Origin of the sequence: Acinetobacter sp. NPDC052428 (assembly GCF_044547685.1) — a bacterium.
Taxonomy (GTDB): Bacteria; Pseudomonadota; Gammaproteobacteria; order Pseudomonadales; family Moraxellaceae; genus Acinetobacter; species Acinetobacter lwoffii_G.
Map to the genome: position 1 here is coordinate 1 of NZ_JBIUAT010000007.1, position 22,445 is coordinate 22,445.

At 43.4% G+C, this 22,445-nt stretch carries 25 protein-coding genes and 1 tRNA gene; 19 read left to right on the forward strand and 7 right to left on the reverse strand.

Features of this window, described 5'->3' with window-relative positions:
• Nucleotides 1-275 precede the first annotated feature (275 nt).
• From ACIG3F_RS06365 to ACIG3F_RS06440, 16 genes are all read left to right on the forward strand, one after another.
• Complete coding sequence (locus ACIG3F_RS06365; RefSeq protein ID WP_005262271.1) at nucleotides 276-710, forward strand: hypothetical protein; 435 nt, start codon at nucleotides 276-278, stop codon at nucleotides 708-710.
• A complete protein-coding gene (locus tag ACIG3F_RS06370) occupies nucleotides 707-1,243 on the forward strand; it encodes a hypothetical protein (RefSeq protein WP_396469626.1) in 537 nt (178 codons plus the stop codon). Before ACIG3F_RS06365 ends, ACIG3F_RS06370 begins: the two co-directional genes overlap by 4 nt.
• Before the next feature lies 1 nt (nucleotide 1,244).
• A complete protein-coding gene (locus tag ACIG3F_RS06375; protein ID WP_310076555.1) occupies nucleotides 1,245-2,366 on the forward strand; it encodes an ATP-binding protein in 1,122 nt (373 codons plus the stop codon).
• Nucleotides 2,363-3,487, forward strand: coding sequence for a hypothetical protein (locus ACIG3F_RS06380; RefSeq protein WP_396469627.1), 1,125 nt, complete (start codon nucleotides 2,363-2,365; stop codon nucleotides 3,485-3,487). The genes ACIG3F_RS06375 and ACIG3F_RS06380 overlap by 4 nt, the downstream gene beginning before the upstream one ends.
• 130 nt (nucleotides 3,488-3,617) lie before the next feature.
• Nucleotides 3,618-3,860, forward strand: coding sequence for a hypothetical protein (locus tag ACIG3F_RS06385; RefSeq protein ID WP_004893787.1), 243 nt, complete (start codon nucleotides 3,618-3,620; stop codon nucleotides 3,858-3,860).
• Complete coding sequence (locus ACIG3F_RS06390) at nucleotides 3,860-4,246, forward strand: hypothetical protein (RefSeq protein ID WP_396469628.1); 387 nt, start codon at nucleotides 3,860-3,862, stop codon at nucleotides 4,244-4,246. The genes ACIG3F_RS06385 and ACIG3F_RS06390 overlap by 1 nt, the downstream gene beginning before the upstream one ends.
• Nucleotides 4,246-4,419, forward strand: coding sequence for a hypothetical protein (locus ACIG3F_RS06395; protein ID WP_168730728.1), 174 nt, complete (start codon nucleotides 4,246-4,248; stop codon nucleotides 4,417-4,419). Before ACIG3F_RS06390 ends, ACIG3F_RS06395 begins: the two co-directional genes overlap by 1 nt.
• Complete coding sequence (locus ACIG3F_RS06400) at nucleotides 4,412-4,576, forward strand: hypothetical protein (protein WP_168730727.1); 165 nt, start codon at nucleotides 4,412-4,414, stop codon at nucleotides 4,574-4,576. Before ACIG3F_RS06395 ends, ACIG3F_RS06400 begins: the two co-directional genes overlap by 8 nt.
• Nucleotides 4,573-4,839, forward strand: coding sequence for an AlpA family transcriptional regulator (locus ACIG3F_RS06405; RefSeq protein ID WP_138743264.1), 267 nt, complete (start codon nucleotides 4,573-4,575; stop codon nucleotides 4,837-4,839). Before ACIG3F_RS06400 ends, ACIG3F_RS06405 begins: the two co-directional genes overlap by 4 nt.
• A 118-nt stretch (nucleotides 4,840-4,957) precedes the next feature.
• A complete protein-coding gene (locus ACIG3F_RS06410; protein WP_004646400.1) occupies nucleotides 4,958-5,542 on the forward strand; it encodes an aminodeoxychorismate/anthranilate synthase component II in 585 nt (194 codons plus the stop codon).
• A gap of 9 nt (nucleotides 5,543-5,551) precedes the next feature.
• Nucleotides 5,552-6,598 (forward strand): anthranilate phosphoribosyltransferase, encoded by a 1,047-nt coding sequence (gene trpD, locus ACIG3F_RS06415; protein ID WP_253175246.1) that lies wholly within the window; start codon nucleotides 5,552-5,554, stop codon nucleotides 6,596-6,598.
• 20 nt (nucleotides 6,599-6,618) lie between these two features.
• Nucleotides 6,619-7,425, forward strand: coding sequence for an indole-3-glycerol phosphate synthase TrpC (trpC, locus tag ACIG3F_RS06420; RefSeq protein ID WP_005107420.1), 807 nt, complete (start codon nucleotides 6,619-6,621; stop codon nucleotides 7,423-7,425).
• Nucleotides 7,426-7,623: 198 nt separating this feature from the next.
• Nucleotides 7,624-8,307, forward strand: a complete 684-nt coding sequence (locus tag ACIG3F_RS06425) for a Smr/MutS family protein (protein ID WP_396469629.1) — start codon at nucleotides 7,624-7,626, stop codon at nucleotides 8,305-8,307.
• A gap of 93 nt (nucleotides 8,308-8,400) precedes the next feature.
• Complete coding sequence (gene folE / locus ACIG3F_RS06430) at nucleotides 8,401-8,949, forward strand: GTP cyclohydrolase I FolE (RefSeq protein WP_004730181.1); 549 nt, start codon at nucleotides 8,401-8,403, stop codon at nucleotides 8,947-8,949.
• Nucleotides 8,950-9,272: 323 nt separating this feature from the next.
• Nucleotides 9,273-9,707, forward strand: coding sequence for a hypothetical protein (locus ACIG3F_RS06435; protein WP_004646396.1), 435 nt, complete (start codon nucleotides 9,273-9,275; stop codon nucleotides 9,705-9,707).
• Between the two features lie 113 nt (nucleotides 9,708-9,820).
• Nucleotides 9,821-10,381: a DUF4385 domain-containing protein gene (locus ACIG3F_RS06440; RefSeq protein ID WP_396469630.1), complete on the forward strand. Its 561-nt coding sequence runs from the start codon at nucleotides 9,821-9,823 to the stop codon at nucleotides 10,379-10,381.
• A gap of 11 nt (nucleotides 10,382-10,392) precedes the next feature.
• Here the strand turns inward: ACIG3F_RS06440 and ACIG3F_RS06445 are convergent, their stop codons facing one another.
• From ACIG3F_RS06445 to hemE, 5 genes are all read right to left on the reverse strand, one after another.
• Nucleotides 10,393-11,790, reverse strand: coding sequence for a diguanylate cyclase (locus tag ACIG3F_RS06445; protein WP_396469631.1), 1,398 nt, complete (start codon nucleotides 11,788-11,790; stop codon nucleotides 10,393-10,395).
• A gap of 188 nt (nucleotides 11,791-11,978) precedes the next feature.
• On the reverse strand, nucleotides 11,979-13,865 hold the full coding sequence (locus tag ACIG3F_RS06450; RefSeq protein ID WP_396469632.1) for a DUF4105 domain-containing protein: 1,887 nt from the start codon (nucleotides 13,863-13,865) through the stop codon (nucleotides 11,979-11,981).
• A gap of 77 nt (nucleotides 13,866-13,942) precedes the next feature.
• Nucleotides 13,943-14,413, reverse strand: a complete 471-nt coding sequence (locus tag ACIG3F_RS06455; protein WP_004279577.1) for a DUF3015 family protein — start codon at nucleotides 14,411-14,413, stop codon at nucleotides 13,943-13,945.
• A gap of 143 nt (nucleotides 14,414-14,556) precedes the next feature.
• A complete protein-coding gene (locus tag ACIG3F_RS06460; protein ID WP_004646389.1) occupies nucleotides 14,557-15,360 on the reverse strand; it encodes a DUF817 family protein in 804 nt (267 codons plus the stop codon).
• Nucleotides 15,361-15,370: 10 nt separating this feature from the next.
• On the reverse strand, nucleotides 15,371-16,441 hold the full coding sequence (hemE, locus tag ACIG3F_RS06465; RefSeq protein WP_005246858.1) for a uroporphyrinogen decarboxylase: 1,071 nt from the start codon (nucleotides 16,439-16,441) through the stop codon (nucleotides 15,371-15,373).
• 205 nt (nucleotides 16,442-16,646) lie between these two features.
• Here hemE and ACIG3F_RS06470 point away from each other — a divergent pair, with 205 nt between their 5' ends.
• The 3 genes from ACIG3F_RS06470 (at nucleotide 16,647) to ACIG3F_RS06480 (ending at nucleotide 20,055) form a co-directional block, all read left to right on the forward strand.
• A complete protein-coding gene (locus ACIG3F_RS06470) occupies nucleotides 16,647-17,870 on the forward strand; it encodes a L,D-transpeptidase family protein (protein WP_396469633.1) in 1,224 nt (407 codons plus the stop codon).
• Between the two features lie 179 nt (nucleotides 17,871-18,049).
• Nucleotides 18,050-18,748 (forward strand): pirin family protein, encoded by a 699-nt coding sequence (locus ACIG3F_RS06475; protein WP_396469634.1) that lies wholly within the window; start codon nucleotides 18,050-18,052, stop codon nucleotides 18,746-18,748.
• A 335-nt stretch (nucleotides 18,749-19,083) separates the two neighbouring features.
• Nucleotides 19,084-20,055: a methyltransferase gene (locus ACIG3F_RS06480; protein WP_396469635.1), complete on the forward strand. Its 972-nt coding sequence runs from the start codon at nucleotides 19,084-19,086 to the stop codon at nucleotides 20,053-20,055.
• A 130-nt stretch (nucleotides 20,056-20,185) separates the two neighbouring features.
• Here ACIG3F_RS06480 and ACIG3F_RS06485 read toward each other — a convergent pair.
• Nucleotides 20,186-20,275 (reverse strand) — tRNA-Ser (locus ACIG3F_RS06485).
• An 87-nt stretch (nucleotides 20,276-20,362) separates the two neighbouring features.
• The gene (locus tag ACIG3F_RS06490; protein WP_396469636.1) at nucleotides 20,363-22,399 is read right to left on the reverse strand and encodes an FAD-dependent oxidoreductase; all 2,037 of its coding nucleotides are present in this window, start codon (nucleotides 22,397-22,399) and stop codon (nucleotides 20,363-20,365) included.
• Between the last annotated feature and the right edge of the window lie 46 nt (nucleotides 22,400-22,445).

The window sequence follows — 22,445 nt, forward strand, 5'->3', positions numbered from 1 at the left end:
GGGCATGGTCATGTATGCCTGAGGCAACATAAGCTTTATATAATTCAGCTCGAAATTTCTTCTTGCTCATTTTAACAAACTCCAAACAACCCACCTTGTGTGGGTTTTCTTTTGTCTATTAAAGCATAAATTAAAGCAAAGTTTATAAATATAATTAAAGTATGCTTTACATAACCCATTTATTAAAGTATGCTTTAATTATCAAGTAAAAAGAAGCCCCAGCGTTGCTAGAACAACCTGGAGCGTGACCCATCACCCTACTGAGTGAAATTATTATGAACACAAAATTAACTCCACACAATAGCTTCAAGGTAACTCTGTTTACCGCTGCCTTAACTGTAAGCGCCTTAGCGTTTGCTCATCTTGCTGACTTTGGTACTGACCAGGTGGCACCAACTCAAAATATTCAATCTGAATATGGAATCGTCTCTTTAAAGATGCTCGACGATATGCGCGGTGAAGCAGTCGTAAATCTGGATGGTTTCCGTTTGGAAATAACTTCGTTTGAAGTTGAAGCATACCCGGATGATTACGGTGTACCAGGTTCCGAATTCACAAATATAGAAGTCGTTGAACTAGGTGAAATCAAGGTGTTCGATGCTAATGGCAATCCGTATAAAGACTTCACAGACTACCAGGATCACCGCGAAATCAATTCAATGATCGCCGGCTACATCATGAAGCACCGCTTGGTGGAGGTTCAGTCATGATTTTAAATTCTGCTGATCAAATTTTTGAAGCACTCCTGAATGGCCAATCGGTCTACTGGTGTGAGTGTGGCTCTGATGACTGGTCTCCTTTAAATGATCGAACTCAAATTAATTTTGTAGACCTCTACACCGGTTTCCTGCAATTCAAAGCAGATGAACTACCTATAGTTCCAATGCCAGTAGAATTTGGCTCAACTCATCGTTATTTCTCTGAATACATCAAGACCTTTGAAGGACTTGAAATCTATCGAGTGGGTAAAACTCGTGCGAGTTATTTTGCCCTACGTGTCAAAAGCTCAGGAACCATTGCTGACTATTTCTGCAACACAACTATCTATTCCATTCAGCCGGATGGCTCATTGAGGAAGATGGATAAATCCCTTACTCCAAAATGGATTTTAGATGGACTGGAAAATGCGCGTGTTGCTATGCGCAAAAACAAGCGTCATCAAGTTTTAGAAAGTACCGGCTTCTTTGCATCGGAAGACTATAAGAACTTTAAGCGTAATAACCGTCCTGCAGGAGCACGTTGAGATGGCGATTAATATTATTCCAGCGAATCAAGCGCTGCTAGTTCAGGCAATTATTGTTTACCTGTATGCAGATCCAGGCTTGGGTAAAACCTCTATCGGCTTTACTGGTGATAAGGCTATTTCATTCGACTTTGACAAGGGTTCCCACCGTACTGGTGAACTTCGTCGCGGTGCTGTAGTTCAGGCTCACCAGTGGTCTGATGTTGCAAACCTCACAATGGCTGATCTTGAACCATATAACACCATTGTGATTGATACCGTCGGTGCAATGCTTGAAAGCATCAAAACACATTTAATGCTCAATGCGACCAACAAGCAAAAAGATGGATCGTTAAAGCTTAAAGCCCAGGGCTTGGCTAACAACATCTTTAAGCAATACGTGAATACGCTGATCGCTTCTGGAAAAGATGTGGTGTTTATTGCCCATGCCTCTGAAGATCAAAGCGGTGACCAGGTAATTTATCGTCCTGATCTGGGTGGTAAAAACCGTAATGAGCTATATCGCATTGCTGACATCATGGGCTATTTGACCACAGTCACCACTGGTGAAGGAAAAAATGCCCGGGTAATTAGCTTTAAGCCTTGCCCTACCCATCACGCTAAAAATGCGGGTGGTTTAGGTGGTGATACTGGTGAAGTATGGGTGCCGGATCTAAAGACCAGCCCTACATTTCTGGCCGATCTTATCAAACAGGCTAAGGACCATATCAACACCCTGACACCAGATCAATTGGCCGCAATCAAGGCTCAAGAAGATCTAGAAAACTGGGTACAAAGCTGTGGTGAGGCCCAGTATGCGAGTGATCTAAATCAGCTCACTCAGTCCCTTGAAGACACTCATCTGTATTACAAGAATATGCGTGCCGAGCTGGTTCGTCGTGCTCTGGAAATGAAGTGCATATTCGATAGACAGCGCAATGCATGGACAGATCCACCAGAGTTTAATGGCATTTCTGATGAGCAGCTTGCCGATCTACAGGACTTTATCGATACCTGTGGGCTTGATGCAAAAACAGTGTGTGAACACTTGGGGCTTGATGCTCTCAACCAGATAGAAGCTTCTAAATTTGAAGCTGTAAAAAATGAAATAGAACAAGTAGCGAAGGGAGCAATGACAGCATGAAAATTCTAAATAGCAAAGAAGCTTTTGAAGCAATGATGGCTGGCCGAAATATCATGTGCCGCGCTGCTGGCGAGTTAATGGATTTTGATGATCTGTCTCAATTCCCGGCTACGATTTTCGCTATGCCAGGCTATGAGTTCTGCATCAAGGTTGAAACAATGGAGCTGGCTGGTATTACATTTACCAAGCCTTTGACTCTTGATGATGTCGTGGAAGATCAGGAAATCTTTATTATTCATCCTGACCATATCTCACAGGTTAAATACAGCAAACAGTGCATGGAGTATTTCAAAGCTGTCGACAATGGTTTTGCTCAGGCGGATAAAGAAAATGCCGAATTACAATTAGTGGCAATGGGTGAGCTATTTGGTCGAATTATTGTCTATCCCCCAACTATAGACAATACAGGCAAACCTAAAAAGAGACGCTCAACCAAAGCTAAGAATGAGACTGAACAGGCTGGCATACCAGCTGGCCCAGGTGATGCTGTACCAGATATTGAAAAACAGCCTGAGCCAGAGCTGATTGAGCCTATTGAAGCCATAGAGCAAGAAGCCACTATTAATACTGAAACTCCAGTTACAGAAATTGAAGCGGATTCAGTTGAAACCGACCGGGTAAAGCTTGTTGAAAAGTTCACTACACAAATTGATCAGTTTACTAAGGAGGATGACGTTCTTTCATTCCGTCACGTATTTCTGGCCAATGGACACTTAGATCAAAAAGATCAACAGCACTTGTGCAAACTGACTGAAGACAAACTTCTTGAGCTGGATCCTGAACAATACACGCCTAAGGCTGAACCTGAACCAATCGTAGAAGAAGTCATTGAAGTCGCGCAACCAAGTTTGATTGATCAAATTGAAAATGCCGCACGCAAACAAGCAGCAGTGGAAAGTGCTGAGCATGGTAGTGCCTCTATCGATCTGTTCTACAAAAAGAAGAAGCAGGTTTTGATCAATCGAATCTATGACATGGATTCAGTAGAAACTTTAGAACGACTGGCACCAGCGATACCTGCAGCTAAATTACTTCCAGCGGATCATCAGGAACTACTTAGCCTGTATGCACAGCGCAAAGATGCCTTGATTCAAGCTGCTGAAACTGGGGAGGCTTCATGAGTTATTCCTACTCTTCTATGACCCGCGTGCTGCTTGTGCAGCACAAAGGTCGGGTTAGAACTTACCGCAACATCAACCTATTCGGTATTGATGATTGCCTTCGAAATTTTGCGAACACCTGGGGGTACAGATGATCTTCAGAATTAAAAAGAAGCATGAAGTCGGTTTCAAGTTGTGGCTAGAAAAATTGGGTTATACCAAAAATGAACTTGCGGATGGCAGCTCGACATTTAGCGGCAAAGGCACACGCAAGACACTGAGTTACGTGCTCTTAAAGAAAGATTTAACAGGTAATGCGGCATGTCAGGTGTTATTTCATGAATATGAAGAACATCTGGATAACCCTGATTATTTAGATGTGAAGGTGGCGTGATGGAAAAGAATAAATTGTGGTGCGTAGGAATCTGCCCTGAAGATGATAGTCCGCATGAGCAGTCACCTGCTGCATCAAAAGAAATTGCTGAACGTGCTTTGGCTCGATACAGAGCCATGACTAAAGCTGAAGGTAACGAGTTCATGATTGAGTCGTTTGATGAGTATTTTCAGGTTCAAGAGTGGGAAGGCACAGCCGAAGCACATCAGGAACAAATGTTTTATACAGAAGACTGGTTTAAAGAGCCGATGTACCAGTGCTTTGATCTACCAACAGCATGCAAAGTTTTTGAATATGGTGAGATTGTTAAGTGCTACAAAAAAGGCTCATCACCACTTACCACATCAAATTTTGAAGAAGCCAAGCGCTTCTATGAGGTGGCGTGATGGACAGTACTGATCAAATAGTTGAGCCAACCCCATTTGATGATGTGCAGTGGCTCTGGTGCGCTGACTGGTGCAAGAAAAAAGGTTTAAGCCCATATGATGCAAAGAACTGGGCAGATGCAAAATTTGAATACTTGAAGGCTCATGAAGCCAAGGAGAGAACCAATGGCTGAGAGTCAAGAATCATCTGAACACAATGAAAATAGCGATATCGATAAGCAAGTAAACCTCATGGATCAATTCATTGAAAGTGGTGGTTTTGACCAGGCTTTTAAAGATGTCTTTGGATTGCCGGAAACAGTAGTAAAAAGCTTAAAGGAGGTGTCATGAGTGAATCTGAACGTGATTTACTCGAAGCTATCTTTGATGAAATGCAGGAGCTTAAAAGAGCAATGGCAAATCAAGATGAGCGCCGAGTGAGTATCAAAGAATTTGCGAAGCGGATGAATATGAGTGAGCCGACTTTGTATGACCGGATTAAAAAGGGAGAAATTGACCAGCCAAGCAAAGATGGTCCACGAAGTTACTACCTAAATAGTTATGTGAACGAAGTTGTCACAAGGCATTCAAAAACTGGTAAAGTAGCCGCTTGATTGAGCGGCTTTTTAATGCCTGCAAAATCAGTCACTTTTCTGAAAGTGAGTAACATAGTGAGTAACGATTAGAAATAAAGATACTCATTTTCACAATTTTCAAGAGGTTACTTGCGATATGCTTCTCATGATCGACAACTATGACTCCTTTACTTATAACATCGTCCAATATTTTGGCGAACTGAATCAAGAAGTAAAAGTAGTCCGTAATGATGCCGTGACATTGGAAGATATAGAGCGATGGCAACCTAAGTATTTAGTGATTGGCCCCGGCCCGTGCTCGCCAAGTGAGGCAGGAATTTCTATTCCTGCCATTCAGCATTTTGCTGGCAAAATTCCTTTACTGGGCGTTTGTCTTGGTCATCAAAGTATTGGGCAGGCATTTGGCGGTGATATCGTGCGTGCCAAACGTGTCATGCATGGCCGTCTGTCTGATATGTACCACAGTGATACCGGGATTTTCAGCAATCTCCCTTCTCCATTTCCTGCAACGCGCTATCATTCACTGGTGATTGATCAAGCCACCTTGCCCGAATGTCTGGAAGTGACCTGCTGGACCAATGAAGCTGACGGCTCTATGGAAGAAATTATGGGTGTGAAACATAAGACATTGCCGGTCGAAGGCGTGCAGTTCCATCCCGAATCGATTCTGAGCCAGCATGGTCATCAAATCTTTAAAAACTTTCTCGAAATTTATGCCTAAGAACACCTTATGAATATTCAACAAGCTTTAAGCAATATTACTAAAAACATTCACCTGACTCAGGATCAAATGCAAGACGTGATGCGTGCCATCATGTCAGGTGAAGCGACCGATGCCCAGATTGGTGCCCTGCTGATGGGCTTACGTCTTAAAGGCGAAAGCATTGATGAGATTACCGCAGCTGCACGTGTCATGCGTGAACTTGCCACTAAAATTGATGTCAGTGACATTCCTTATCTGGTCGATATCGTCGGCACAGGCGGTGACGGTCAAAACCTGTTTAACGTTTCTACTGCCTCTGCATTCGTGATCGCAGCAGCCGGTGCAACTATAGCCAAACATGGTAACCGCGGCGTTTCGACCAAATCAGGTTCGTCAGATTTGCTGGAACAGGCCGGGATTAATCTGGACCTGAATATGCAGCAGACTGAACGCTGTATCCGTGATGTCGGTGTCGGCTTCCTGTTTGCACCGAATCATCATCAAGCCATGAAATATGCAATCGGCCCACGTAAAGAATTGGGGATTCGCAGTATTTTCAACCTGCTCGGTCCTTTAACCAATCCGGCTGGCGTACAACGTCTGGTCATTGGCGTATTTTCCAATGAACTCTGCCGTCCAATTGCCGAAGTTATGAAACAGCTCGGTGCTGAACATGTGATGGTAGTACATTCACGTGATGGTCTGGATGAAATCAGTATAGCCTCTTCAACTCATGTTGCTGAACTGAAAAATGGCGAAGTCACCGAATGGGACATTATTCCTGAATCGGTCGATATTGAATCGCAAACTCTGACCGGACTGATTGTGGAAGATTCTGCGCAAAGTCTGGCTTTAATCAAAGATGCACTGGGCAAGAAAAAATCAGACATCGGCGATAAAGCCGCCAATATGATCGCGCTGAATGCCGGCGCAGGTATTTATGTCTCCGGTTTGACCAGCAGCTATAAGCAAGGTGTTGCGCTGGCACATGACATTATCTATGGCGGTCAGGCACTTGAGAAAATGAGTGTACTGTCTGAATTTACCAAAACTATTAAACATTACGAAGCTTAATTCGGTCAGGGATTTTGATCATGGTGGATATCGCAAATACAATTTTAGGCAAAATTGTTGACCGTAAAAAAGAAGAATTTGCCCTACGTTTAAAGCAGAAAAGCTATAAAGATCTGGAAGAACTGGCACAAGGTGCATCACCTGTGCGTGGTTTTGCCCAGTCTTTAGTGTCGAAACGTCCGGGTGTCATTGCTGAAATTAAGAAAGCTTCGCCATCTAAGGGCATTATTCGCGAGAACTTTAACCCTGCGGAAATTGCAGCACAGTATCAGGAGGCAGGTGCAGCCTGTTTATCGGTGCTGACCGATGTAGACTTTTTCCAGGGTCACGATGACAACATTCAGATTGCCCGTTCACATTGCGACCTGCCTGCACTGCGCAAAGACTTTCTGATCGATCCTTATGGAGTTATCGAAGCACGTGCTCTGCATGCAGACTGTATCTTGCTAATTGTGGCTTGCCTGTCTGATCAGCAGTTAGAAGAAATGTCTAAAACTGCATTTGAACATCATCTGGATGTACTGGTTGAAGTTCACGATGAAGAAGAACTATCCCGTGCTTTAAAACTTTCTGATCGTTGTCTGCTCGGTGTAAATAACCGTAATTTAAAAACCTTTGATGTGGATTTAAACACATCATTACGTTTGAAAAAATTACTGGACCCTTCACGCCTGCTGGTGACTGAAAGTGGTATTGCCACACCTGCGGATGTTGCGATGATGCAGGAAAATGATATTCACGCCTTCTTGGTCGGCGAAAGCTTCATGAAACAGCCACGTCCAGACCACGCTTTCCGTGATCTATTTGGTGAGCCTGAAGCGGTTTAAGATGTAAATGCTCACCTAAGCATTAAAAAAGCCCAATCTCAGAATTGGGCTTTTTTATTTTCAATATTGAAAAGTAGACCATAGAATCTCGAGCGCATTTAAAATCCTCAGCACTGTCATGAACGCAATTCAGTTCTCCTTTGTCTATTTTCAGACTATAATTCTTGTAAATTCCGCATCTCCCTTGTTTTTACAATTATGAGTAAACACGATTCTTCATTATCTAAAGATCAGTACAACCTGCTGAAATCTTTTAAGAAGCAAATTACACAGCCGCAAACGCCTGCGGTCGTTGCTGCACCAGTTAAAAAGACTATCGAGCAAGAGGCTTTAGAAGAACTTGAATTATTCCGCAAGCAAATGCAGGGCGTGCAAAAAATTGAATCGGGCAATACGGTTCAACTGGACAAGCCACGCAAGAAAAAGCCGGATGCACAAATCCTGGCGAAGCGTGCAGCGGCTACTGGCCCGATGGAAACAGAGGCAATGGCTTTATCAGATACTCAGGCCATGCTCAATCCTGTCGGGAGTCAGGCCAACTTGAGTTACCGCATTGCCACCTTGCAGCATAAAGTTTTTGAAGACTTGAAAGCCGGTAACTTGCGCTGGTTTGAGGCTGTGGATCTGCATGGCTGTACCGTAGAAGAAGCGCGTCAAGCCGTGCTGCAAATTATCCAGATCGCCAAAGATGAAAACCAGAACGTGATTAAAATCGTACATGGCAAAGGTCCGGAAGCGATTTTAAAAACCTATGTCAACGGCTGGCTGCGTCAGCATCGCGATGTTTTGGCTTTTGTCAGTGCACCTGAAAAGCAAGGAGGTACCGGTGCAGTATTGGTTCTGCTCAAACGTGCAGAAAATAATCCAAAGTTCAAACAGTAAACGGTTTTAGCCTCAAAACAAGGCATTGTAAAAGTTTTCTGCTACAATGCCGTCCTTGTTCATTCTCAGTTTAAGTGAATACGTCATATGACTATGCAGCAATCCTACGCAAACATTCTTACTGCCGTTGGCGAAGATCTAAATCGCCCTGGTCTCAAAGATACGCCTGTGCGCGCTGCGAAAGCATTTTCATATTTAACCTCGGGTTATAGCCAGACACTTGAAGAAGTGACCAACAAGGCGGTCTTCCCTTCCGATAACCGTGAAATGGTACTGGTCAAAAACATCGAATTTTATTCGCTATGTGAGCATCACTTATTGCCATTTTATGGCCGCGTACATATCGCCTATTTGCCAGAAGGTCATGTTTTAGGCCTGTCTAAATTTGCCCGTATTACTGAAATGTTTGCACGCCGTTTGCAGATTCAGGAAAATCTGACTCAGCAAATTGCAGAAGCAGTGGCTGAAGTCACCAAAGCACGCGGTGTTGCAGTAATGATTGATTCTGCGCACATGTGCATGATGATGCGCGGTGTAGGCAAGCAGGAATCAACCACACGTACGGTATCATTTATTGGTGATTTTAAAACCGACAAAGAAACACGTCGTGAATTTTTAAGTGCGGTTCCAGAAAGCTATTAATTATTAAAGCTTAAAAATAAGTTACTCAGAGCCTCGATCATTCGGGGTTTTTTGCTTTTAAAGGAAGAGGATATCAATACTTAATTCAAAAGCTCACTTGCTATAAATAACACCTGGTAACAGGGTTTAAAGACCTCTCCCAAAACTTGCTATGTTTCAGTCTAGAACTCAAACAATTCCTGCTTGTGTTTGCAACAAGCCTACACTTGGATACACGATAAAGTTTTAATCCTGCCGCTCTCCCATTAAAGTAATTTGAAGTTGATATACAGCAAAGCGCTTTATATCTTTCTGATTGATTTTTAATGATAAGGAAAGTAACCATGGCGAATAGTAAAAATAACCAGGCGAAAGACAGCAAAAAATCAGCAAAAACTGCTAAAAAGACCCAAGATGAGAAACTGAAAAAGTCGAATAAGAGTAGTGACAAAGACAGTGATCGCAAAGTCACTAAAAAAGCGGCGAGCAGTAAATCTAAAGCAGCATCTTCTAAGAAAGACAATGCCAGCAAAGATGAAAAAGTGAAGGCGAAGAAAAATTCGAGCTCAAAAGCCAGTGATAAAGCGAAAGACCAAAAGACCTCTTCCGCGAAAAAACCGGCTAAAGCGAAAAGCAGCAACAAGAGTAAAGACGACACTAAAGTGAAAAAGTCTTCTTCAAAAAAATCAGCACCTGCTAAAAAACAGTCGAGCAGCTCCTCTAAGAGCAAGTCAACCAAGGCTAAAACCTCGAAGACCAGTTCGAAAAAATCGAAGTAAAATGAAAGCCCCTAGTTCTAAATGACAGGGGCTTTTCTGTATCCTGCCTTTCATTTTCATAATTTGTATTAGCTGAAATATCGAATAATTTTAAATTTCAGAAAAGGCCGAATATGAAGTCATCTGCCAAAGTAACCCCACCAAAACGTCCGTCACGTGTAGTTTCGAATAGTTTTGATTATTCTCTGGACTTTGCAAAGATTAATTTTCGTAAACGACCCGAGCTCTACCGGATTGGCCGTGGTGAACAAGGTGTATTACTGGTTGAGCCTTATAAATCGGAAATCCTGCCACACTGGCGCTTTGCAGATGAAGCAAAAGCCCAAGCCAGTAGCGAGAAAATCTATCAGCTTTTCTTGGACTATTTAAAACAAGAAGATTTTATTGGTGCGGACATGGCACGCAAGTTTTTACAGATGGGTTTTACCCGTGCCCGGCGTTATGCCAACCATAAAGGTGGCAAAAAATACGACGGTCCGGTTCCGGAAGACAAAAAAGGTTTAAGTGGCGCGCATGGCCGTTCCGAGCTGCCACGCAATCAGGAAGATCCTGTTAAAGCCGCTGCTGCCAAAATTTTTAAACAGAAATGGGATAAAGCTAAAAATCATCCCGAATATCTTCAGCAAAAACAGAAATTTCAGGAATTTATAGAGCAGCAGTCTGCAACTGAATAAAAACCTTTCATTTAAACCGAGAGTGGCTGTGTGCCCGGGTTCAAGGACTGATGAGCCATATAGACCCTGTTACGCCCGTTGTTCTTCGCCATATACAAGGCAGAATCTGCCGCATTCAGGAAGCGCTGATAATCCGGATGTCCATCATAAAGCACACAACCAATACTCACCGTAAATTTAAACTGCTGGCCTTGTGCCGAATTAATCATGCCATTTTCAATATATTTACGAATACTTTCGGCAATATTGAGGGCACGTTTTTCATCAGTATCCACCAGTAACAGCAAAAACTCTTCACCGCCGACCCGAAAAGCATAATCACTGCCCTGACTATATTTTTGCAATGCTTCGGCCAGAAATTTCAAGGCCAGATCACCTGCTGCATGTCCGAATTTGTCATTAATACTTTTGAAATAATCAGCATCGATAGCAAGTAAAGACAAAGGCGTATGATTCTTACGAGAAAAAGTGATTTCACGTGAAATAATCGTATTCAAATAACGGCGATTCAGTAACTGGGTCAATGAATCATTACCTGATTCAATATATTCGGCCACCTGAAATAACTGGTCCACCAGCAGCTGAATTTCGCGGTTCAAGTCACGGATCTGCTGGATTAGTCCCAGCATATTGTTTTTGTCCGTACAGTCCATGATCTCTTGATTAAGTTCATCGACTTGATAAATTCGTTCAATGATTAAATCGACCTGGTCAGAGCCGGTAAAAGCATAAGAGGCTTTATGGATAAACCATAAACCAAACTCCGACTTGGACAGCATCGGATGATTCAATTTTTCATGCTCAGAAAAGACCTTGAACATGAGCTCATTTTCCCAGTCCAGCAATGAGCTACGCTGTTTATCTTTTTGTACGGCTACATCCTGCATCGCTGAAAAAACACGATAACTGTGTTTAATTTCCTGATTCATGGCTGTTTTGGCTTCATAAGATCGGCACATGACTTCTGTGGCAAATCCCATGATTTGGACAATATAACTGCAGGTGGTCAACATACTGTGGTGAGGATTCTCATCCAGCAGTTCAAACATTTTACGCTCAATTTCACGCACACCGCGCATGATCAGCCAGGATGGAATTCCGACACGCGCATGCACATGCCCCACCATCGCCTGTTTCTGCACGGCATCGGCATAGCGTTTATTAATCCCCACACTAAAGCTTTCAAGTAGCCAGGCATTTAAAGTGTCACGCAAGCGCTGTTGAATCAAGTCATCGGAAAAGAATTCTGCAGATTCCTTTTCAAGGAGCATGTTTTTATAGAATTCTTCCACCAGAATCAGGGAATGATCTTGAATAAAGTGAAAGGCATGCAATAAGTCATCAGATGAATAATTTTGACAGATCTGTTCCCACTGCTCGGCCAGTCTTGCCATGCATTCATTATTCATACTGTCTGTTCCCCAAAACCTTGCAATTTTCACTCACATTATGTGACAAATATAACAAATATCAGGTATTTTTCCTAAAATATCGACCAGCTTATTTGCACCCAACCAAGCCAATCTTTTTATACACGGGAAAACCGAACAGTAGCCTCATGGATACACAGCACTTTATCAATAGTTTTAACTAAATCTTAAAAATACCGGATCAAACCAAGACTCCATTGATCCCAGTCTTTGGACTGTTGTTGCTGATATTCCCAAGACAGCCGAAGTGCATGTTGTGGATTGAATGCATATTGGAGTTCAGTATTCAGTTTCAGCTGCCAGCGATGCGAATCTTCCCAATACGGCAGCTCTACCTGTACCAGACTGTTGATCTGATCACTCCAGATATTCTGGCATCCCACAGTGGGGCCTGCACCTACGCGCCAGCCTTGATCAAGTGCCTTGCCTGCCTGTAGCTGAGTTTGCATTTGTGCATAACATAGATGTTCACGGCTGGCATTTGCCCAGCTATAACCGCCCTGAGTTTTTAAGCTGGCGACGCCATGCTGTTCATCTTCACTAAACTGGCCATGCGTATCCAGTGCCTCCTGTTTCCAGCCCAGATTGAAACCCCAAGATAATGGGGTATTAAACGGATTGACCGGGTTATAGGAATTGACGGCAAATAGATTCAGATGTTCCAGCTTGAGTTCACTGTCACGATATTGCAAAGCCCCATCCAGAAACAGTAATTGTGTGCCGGTTCGAAAACCACCTTGCGGGTCGATGAGATCATGATAGGCCTGCCGATGTCCAAGCTGGACAAAGGATTCACCCTGAACCTGTCCGGCCTGAAGATTGATATTGCGTGCATGATGGCTTTGTACTGGGTCTATTTTTGGACGTTCAGGCACTTTACGCTGTTTCTCGATATCCAGCTGGCTTCTTAAGCCCAGTAACTTGCGGAAACGTGGCTGGGAAAATGATTCATCGACTTTCTGCCGGAGGAAATCCAGATATAAATGATCATAGGCCATTTCCAGAATTTTGGCCTGATCCTTTACCGGATAAGGCTGCAAGATTGAAGGCATTACACCTGTTTCTGCATAAGCCAGCTGATGCGCAGTTTTTGCCAGCGCTTTGCCATGCTGTCTGGACTGTGCCAGCAATTGAGTTTCAAGCGCCGGACGATAAACTTTCTGTTTGATCAAGCCCTGCTGTTCTACTACTTTTAGTGTTTCAATCGGAATCGCAGTCGAATTAAACTGTTTCTGTAGATTCAGCTCGGGACGTACCAGATCAAATAGCCCGAGTAAACGATATGCACAATTATCATTGATAAAATAATAAGGGAAACTTACATTTTGCATTTCCCAGAGATGCTGTACCAGAAACCTGGTTTCTTGCGGGCTTAAGTTTAATTGATATTCCCATAAGTCCCGGCTTTCAAAGTCACCATACTCTTTGACCTTGCGGTAATACGGCATCAGGGAATATTCACCCGGATATTGTCCGGTCAGCCCTTTCCAGGCAAAGGACCAGTTGTCATTGCCATCGACCGTTGCGGCATAGTTGACTGCATAAGAAATCAGATTGAGTTGTTGCTGGTCTTTAGGGTCCAGCCGCAATAAGGTATGCCCGAACATGGAGCTGGGATTACCCATAAAATCCGTGGCATAGATCAGGGTGGCCTGATAGGGCTTGACCTCGCCAATCCATTTATCCAAATCCGGACAACTAACCTCAGGCAATTGTTGCTCGGAAATATTCAATTGCTGCATTAACCAGCTGCTGCGTGCAGGAAACTTACAGCGGACGGACTGATTCGGCTCTGCGCTCAGGAATAAAGCCTGAATGTTATGCTGCATTTCTTTTTTTAGATCAGTTTTTCCCTGCTCTGCCAGGAAATAGCCCGAATAGTTAACCTCGCTATGACCTTGGGGATTGGCATACATGAGACGTTGCCAGGTAGTGCTCTGATCCAGACGCTGAGTTTCGGCCTGAGCGATATAATGCTGGGTGTCTGGATTAATTTCGCTAGAAAAACTTAAAGGGCTGAATGTCAGGCCCAACATGAAGAACGCATATTTCATTCAGTTAACTTATTCTCATCAATTTCTTTTAGTCATAAGAAAACCCTGCCAGAACAGCAGGGTTTTTAGGGTGCGGATCAGATGTAGGATTTCAATACTTCATCTTTGGCCATCACAGTTTGTAAGGTGCTTAAAACTTGTAATGTATTCTGGTTTTCTTCGGAATAAATTTCAGAGAAATTCTGCTTGGAAACGCTAAAGAAACGAGCTTTATCTTCAGATTTAATATTCAAAAGTTCAGCCAGAACATTCAGGCTTTCACCCTCTCCAACTGCCATATCACGCGCCAATGCTTCAGCGTTTTCATTGGTAAAGGTCACCACTTGAGCGGTTACGGTACCGCCCTGGCTACAACCTAAAGTACCAAAAGTGATCCCGAGCCACTGATTCGTGAACAGAACGTTGGTCGTACCTGCAAAGAGTTTAGGAATAATACCAGACTGACCCGCCCACACCTGGCTTCCGATACCACAACCGACATCTCGGTCAGCCATCGCCATGCTTGAACCAGTCGCCAATACCGCCGCCAGCATAATTTTTTTCAACATAGTTATTCTCCAATTATTCTCATGCAATCTTTGTTATTACTCTAATAATGTAATTTAAATTACATACTCAGCAGAGTAGCGACAAGTCAAGTTTGGCGCAATTGAAAAAATGTATGCTTTACATAAACATAACCTGATTGATTTTACTGTTCCTTGAGCGCCCAATCGCCTTGTGAATTACGCTGTCCCAAGATTTTCAGTACTAACACCAGACTCAGCAATAACAACAAATACCAGGAGCCCAGTTTGCCCCATCCCACCATATGCCATTGCTCAATCTGGCTTGGATAGAGCCAGATCTGGTAAAAGGTACTGATGTTCTCGGCAATCCAGATAATAAACGCCAGAATCAGCAGTACGGGTAACATCGGCAACTGAAAAGTATGCCGATTCAGCTGAAAGCGAATTCTGGTTTTCCAGAACATCAGCACGCTCCAGACAAATAAAATCACCCGATAATCGGGAATAAAAAACTTGCTCATAAAGTTGATATAAGACAAGACAGCCAATGTCAGCATATGGCTAAAACGCGGCAATTTTTCAAATGAAACCTGATATAGACGTAAAGAGCGCGCAAAAAAACTGCCGACCGCAGAATACATAAAACCGGCAAATAAAGGCACGGTCAGGATTTTAAATATTGCGGGTTGAGGGTAATGCCAGGAAGCAATTGCCGGATGGGTCAGGAAGATTTCCATCACCATGGCCATGAGATGAAATAACGCAATCACTTTGGCTTCAGCCCAGGATTCCAGTTTGGTATAGAGCAATATCACCTGAATCAGCAAAGCAAAAAAAAGCAGATAGTCATACCGGTAAAAACCAAAGAAGAGATCGCTGCCCATAGAAGCAGTCAGCGCAAAAGCGAGCAGGAGTAAAATCCCAAATAAGGCAGCCGAAGCTGCCTTATAAGTAAATTCAAACCCTGATTTGAATAGATCGATCAAGGTTTACATCCTAAAGATATTTGGCACTATACTCATGTACGGTATCAATAAATGCTTTTGGATTCGCCGGATCAACCCACTGGGTAATACCATGACCTAAATTGGCAACATAACCGGTTTTCTCGCCATTGGCATAGGCATCATCCAGCATGGCTTTTGTCGCTTTAATGATGGTGTCTGATGAACCATATAAAGTTGCAGGATCCAGGTTACCCTGAAGTGCTGCACGACCAGCAACCGTTTGACGAGCGACATTCAATGGCGTGGTCCAGTCCAGACCAAATGCATCTGCGCCTGTCGTAATCATCGGTTCCAACCATTGACCGCCACCTTTGGTAAACAGAATTACCGGAATCTTGCGGCCGTCTTTCTCACGTTGCAAACCAGCGACAATCTTCTGCATATAGTTCAGCGAGAACTCGATATATTCACGATGTGCTAATGCCCCACCCCAACTATCAAAGATCTGTACCGCTTGTGCACCCGCATCGATCTGCGCATTCAAATATTCAGTCACTGCATCAGCCAGACGATCCAGTAAAGCATGCAAAACTTCAGGCTGCGCATACATCATCTGTTTGGTAAAACGGAAATCCTTGCTTGAACCGCCTTCGACCATATACGTTGCCAGAGTCCATGGACTGCCCGAGAAACCAATCAGAGGAACCTGACCGCCCAAGGCTGAACGAATGGTCGAAACGGCATTCATCACATAATCCAGATCCGACTTGGCATTAAATGCAGGCAGATTGGCGACATCCTGTTCGGTACGGATGGTCTTGTGAAATTTCGGGCCTTCACCGGCTTCAAAATACAGCCCCAGTCCCAAAGCATCCGGAACCGTCAAGATATCCGAGAATAAAATCGCGGCATCAAGATCATAACGGCGTAAAGGCTGCAAAGTTACTTCACAGGCCAGTTCAGTATTCTTGCAAAGCGAAAGGAAATCTCCTGCCTTGGTACGCGTTTCGCGGTACTCAGGCAAATAACGGCCAGCCTGACGCATCATCCATACTGGCGTAGCATCTACAGGCTCACGCAACAATGCGCGCAGAAAACGATCATTTTTTAAGGTCGTCATTCACATTCCCATCTTTCTTTGACATTGCCAACATCATAGCAAAAAGGCCGCAGTTTTAATAACTTCTGGCAACTTTAAAAACCGATCGGATTGAACGGCAACCTAGTGATTTACACAAAACAACTACTGCATCTCCACATTTTTTCTGTAATACTTATAGTGTTTTTTCACATAGTTAAAGAAATAATTCTTAAGGTTGAGTTACATGTTCGTTCGCACAATGCTCGCTGTGAGTCTAGGTTGCATTTTCGCAGGTCAAGTTTTTGCCGCGTCTACTGCTGAACAACCATTAAAACCCCAAGTGGTGACTGATGTTGCAGTGCAAGATCCGATTGATCCATTAGCAACTGAAGCTTCAGCGGCCCAAGCAGCACCTGCAGAAGCGCAAATTACCGCACAAGAACAACAAGACTTAAAACAGGCATCTGAAGCGCTGAATGAGCTACAGGATACCGAAGATCAGACTGCTTCTATTGGCGCAGCACCAAATACCAAAGCATCGACTAACTCTGCAGCGACCAAAGCTTCGTGGACTTTAGACGGCTTAAATAATGCCCAGTGGTATGAAAATATCGGTGCAGGTCAATTCCCAGTTTACGCACGTGCACATGTCATGCTGAATAATGCCCATGCATCACCGGGGGCGATTGACGGAACCAGCGGTAAAAATACACTAAAAGCCATTGCATCTTTCCAGCAAATGAATGGCATTAAACCGACAGGTATTTTGACTCAGGAAACCTGGGATAAACTAGTTGCACGTCAGGGTTCTAAGCCAGCCTTTGTTGAATACACCATTACTGAAAAAGATCTGGCAGGCCCATTTGCCAAGTCTATTCCTTCAGATTATGCGTTACAGGCGAAAATGAAAGGCTTGTACTACACACGTGTCAGTGAAATGTTGAGTGAAAAATTCCATATGGATGAGAATTTCTTAAAGAAACTCAATCCAAATGCTAACTTTAATAAAGTGGGTGAAAAATTACTGGTCAGTAATGTACGTAATGACTTGCCTGAAGGTATTCACTTGATTGTTGCACATAAAGGCGCGAAACAACTGTACTTATTTAACAGTAAAAATCAAATGATCGCGTCATTCCCTGCCACCATTGGTAGTGCGGATACACCATCTCCAACCGGAACCTATAAAGTAACAGGTGTTGCACCAAACCCTTGGTACAGCTATTCACCGTCTAACTTTGTACAAGGTAAAAACTTAAAACCACTATCTTTACCACCGGGTCCTAACGGTCCTGTCGGGAATATCTGGATTGGTTTAAGCAAGAAATCATTTGGTATTCACGGGACACCAAACCCGTCTACCATTTCGAAAACAGCGTCACATGGTTGTATTCGTTTAACTAACTGGGATGCCAATGATCTTGGCCGTAAAGTCAAATCTGGGGTAACGGTTCGTTTCTTAGAATGATGATCGGTCTAACGATTTGAATAAAATAGCCTGCTTTTGAGCGGGCTTTTTTATTCCTTATGTTTACTTTCAGCTCTGTCGTTGCAAAAATGCAATGATCTGTCGCCTATTTGAGATTTTTTCAGTTATAAAACGACAGTATGATGATCTCAAGTTAAAAATAATGTCGAGATAAAATCATGAATGCTTTTCTACATCCGAGCGAAAATCGTGGTCATGTAAAAATGGGCTGGCTGGAGTCTAAACACAGCTTCTCATTTGGTAATTGGTATAACCCAAAGTATATGAGTGTCAGTGCTTTACGCGTTATTAATGATGACCTGATTGATGGACATCAGGGTTTTGGAACACATCCACATGACAATATGGAAATCCTGACCTGTGTGCTGAAAGGAACCATTACCCATCAGGACAGCATGGGCAATCATGGCGGAATCGCTGCGGGTGAATGGCAACTGATGAGTGCAGGAACAGGTGTGCGGCACAGTGAAATGAACCAAGGCGACGAACAGGTCCATTTACTGCAAATCTGGATTATTCCAAATGAACGTGATGCCAAGCCGAACTATCAGCAAATCCGTCTTGACCCGCATGAGCAACCGAACCAGTGGCATTTGATTTGTGGTCCGAATGACAATGCACCGATGCATATTCGTCAGAATGCCGAAGTCAAAACTGCGGTGATTCAGCAAGGCCAAAGTCTGGAAGTGAAAGCGACCCAGCATATTAATTATGTACATGTTGTTTCTGGCACTGTCCAGATCGCTGAACATACAGTTGAAGCTGGCGGCGCAATTGCTTTTCTAGATGATACAGAAATTAAAGCAAGCGAAGATGCGCAAGTGATCTGGTTTGATTTGCCGGAAGTACCCAACTAAGCTTTTAAAGCTCTCAGCTCTAATGGCTATTGATCCCAGTGATTAATAGCCATTTTTTATACGTATAATCATGAATAAAAAATAATAGTTCGCAAAATCATAATAAGGCTGCTTAACCAATAAAATTATGCCTACGACCTATACAAATCCAACCAATTCTCATCACATTTTTACCTAAGCAATGCATTATTTAGGTGAATATAAACTGATCCCTTTCCATGGAATCCAGTGCTGTATAGCTTTGATCATTCACGACTGGTTTGATATTGTCTTTTGCAGGCATAAAGTGAATTAATCTTTTCATGTAGGTTAAATAAATAGAAGAGCATATCCGTATGAACCAAATTTTAGAGATTCAAAGCAGCCCGCAGCAAGCTTTGCTTTATTTATTAGCCTTTTTAAAACAACAAGATTATCAGTTTACGACCATTACACCGCTTTCCCACCAGCGAATTCTGAATCGAAAAAAGAATGAAATTTATAAGCACAGAACCCATCAGGATATCTTTGGCTGGAATCTAAACTTTAAAAAAACTGATCTTGATTCTGCCCTTTTTACATTATTGCAAGAACATCAGCTTCTACAGGTTCAGGAAGATCAATACTTGAGTCAGGTTCGGGTTTCTTCACTCGATGGCGAACTCTTTATTCATTCAGCTTTTCCAACCACTCAGCAAGATGCGGTATTTTTCGGTCCGGATACGTATCGCTTTATCTATCATCTCAAGCAATATCTAGCTGCTCAGCCTCGCCCTTTTAAACGGGTCGTGGAAATGTGTTGTGGCACTTCAGCAGCCGCGATCAGTATAGCCAGACAATTTCCAGATGTTAATGAAATTAGGGTTGCAGACCTGAATCCCAAAGCCTTGCTCTATAGCCAAATCAATATCAGTTTTGCCGGCTTAAACCATATTCATCCGGTCCAGAGTAATTTATTTTCCAATCTTGAAGGCCAGTTTGATCTGATTTTTGCTAATCCGCCGTATTTGATTGATCCTGAACAACGTCAATATCGTCATGGTGGTCATGCGCTGGATGGCTGTGAATTATCATTCAGGATTATAAAAGAAGGTTTACAGCGGCTGAATTCTGGTGGAGGTTTATTCCTATATACCGGTGTGACCGTGACTGAACATGGCAATCTATTTTTGCAGCATCTGCAAGATTTGATGAAACAGCATCAAAATATAACTTGGTCTTATCAGGAAATTGACCCGGATATTTTTGGTGAAGAACTGGAACAGCCTGCTTACCAACATGTGGAAAGAATTGCTTTGGCTCTGATCAAAATTGAAGTAGGCAATTAAAGAATATCTATTTATCAATTATGGAATTTTAAAATTTTGACTTTGTTCGCTATCAGCTTATTTTAAATCGTTTTATTAAAATCATAAGCAATAAAAAAACCCCAATCTTTCGACTGGGGTTTTTAAAATTTGGCGGAAGCGGTGAGATTCGAACTCACGGAGGACTCACACCCTCGTCGGTTTTCAAGACCGGTGCATTAAACCGCTCTGCCACGCTTCCATGGTCGCAATAATACGGAGCTTTTATCCGACTGACAAGTGAAAATTACAGTGAATGCAATCAACTGCATATAGTTTCATCAAATCCTTACAGTTTTGCTGCTAATTCCGCTCCTTCACGAATGGCGCGCTTGGCATCGAGTTCAGCAGCCAGTTTTGCACCACCAATAATATGATACTGTGCCAAGGTATTTTCTCCAGCAATCGGCATCAGGTCTTTTACCGATTCCTGACCTGCACATACCACAATGGTATCCACACGCAATAATTGGGCATGACCATCCACCTCAATCCATAAGCCTTCATCGGTAAAAGATTTATATTGCACACCGCGCAACATACGCACGGCATGTTTTTTTAACTGAGCACGATGTACCCAACCTGAAGTCTTGCCTAGTCCTGCGCCAAGTGGTGTTTTTTTACGTTGTAATAGATAAATTTCACGTACAGGCGGATCGATTTGTGCGACTTGCAGCCCCCCTTCAGTCACATAATCTGGATGAGAATCCACACCCCATTCACGCTTCCACTCATCCACAGGTTGTGGCTGCGCCTGATGCGGTGGCTTTAATAAAAACTCGGACACATCAAAACCAATACCACCCGCGCCGATGACCGCAACACGATCACCGACAGGTGCGCCGCGTAGCACCTCTGCATAAGACAACACTTGTGGCGCCTGACTGCCTTCGATATTTAAGGCACGCGGCACAACCCCTGTAGCCACAATCACCTCATCAAAACCTTCACGCTCCAACTGCTCGCGGTTGACTCGGGTATTGAGACGCAAATCAACTCCGGTTTTTTCTAGCTGCACTTTAAAATAACGAATCGTTTCGTGAAATTCCTCTTTCCCCGGAATGACTTTAGCCAGGTTGAACTGTCCGCCTACTTCATGACTGGCCTCAAACAGCGTCACATCATGTCCGCGACTGGCTGCGACTGTGGCAGCAGACAGACCTGCAACTCCTCCGCCAATCACTGCAATACTTTTTGGTTTCTTGGTTTTGACATAAACCAGTTCGGTTTCATAAGCGGCACGCGGATTGACCAGACAGGTTGCTCGTTGATTTTTAAAGGTATGATCCAGACAAGCCTGATTACAGGCAATACAGGTATTGATTTCATCGACACGATTGGTTGCGGTTTTATTGACCCAGAAAGCATCCGCTAAAAGTGGACGCGCCATCTGCACCATATCTGCCTGACCAGAAGCCAGAATCGCTTCGGCAGTGTCTGGCATATTGATCCGGTTGGACGCAATCACCGGCACCGAAACATGTTTCTTGACTTCAGCAGTATAATCGACAAAAGCTGCTCGCGGCACAGAAGTGACGATAGTCGGAATACGCGCTTCATGCCAGCCAATGCCGGTATTGAGCAAAGTAATTCCTGCCTTTTCTAAGGCTTTAGCTACGGTAATGACTTCCTGCATGGTATTACCATCATGTACCAAATCGAGAAGCGACAAACGGAAACAGATGATAAATTTTTCGCCAATTTCTTCGCGAATGGCTTTGACAATTTCTACGGCAAAACGCATCCGGTTTTCTATCGAACCGCCCCAGCGATCATTACGCTGATTAACATGACGACTCAGGAACTGGTTAATCAGGTAACCTTCTGAACCCATGATTTCCACACCATCATAGCCGGCTTTTTTTGCCAGACTGGCAGTTTTTACATAGTCCTGAATAGTATCCAGAATCTGTTTTTCTGAAAGCTGGCGTGGTTTAAAAGGAGAAATCGGTGACTTGATTGGACTCGCTGAAACTACAAAAGGTTGGTAGCCATAACGGCCCGCATGCAGGATCTGCAACAGGATTTTGGCACCATGCTTATGCACAGCATGGGTTACCAGTCGATGCGGAGCAATATCTCCCAAGGTATTCATGGTTCCACCTGCAGGCAGTAACCAGCCCTGACGGTTTGGAGAAATACCACCCGTGATGAGCAGCCCTACCCCACCTTTGGCACGCTCACCAAAATAAGCCGCCAGTTTGGGATAATTATAGAAACGATCCTCCAGCCCGGTATGCATTGAACCCATCACCACCCGGTTTTTAATCGTGGTAAATCCCAGATGAAGCGGTTTTAAAATATTTACATAACGAGTCGTTGTCATGGCTATTCCCTTTGATGATGGCTTTGCAACTTGTTGCATATTACTC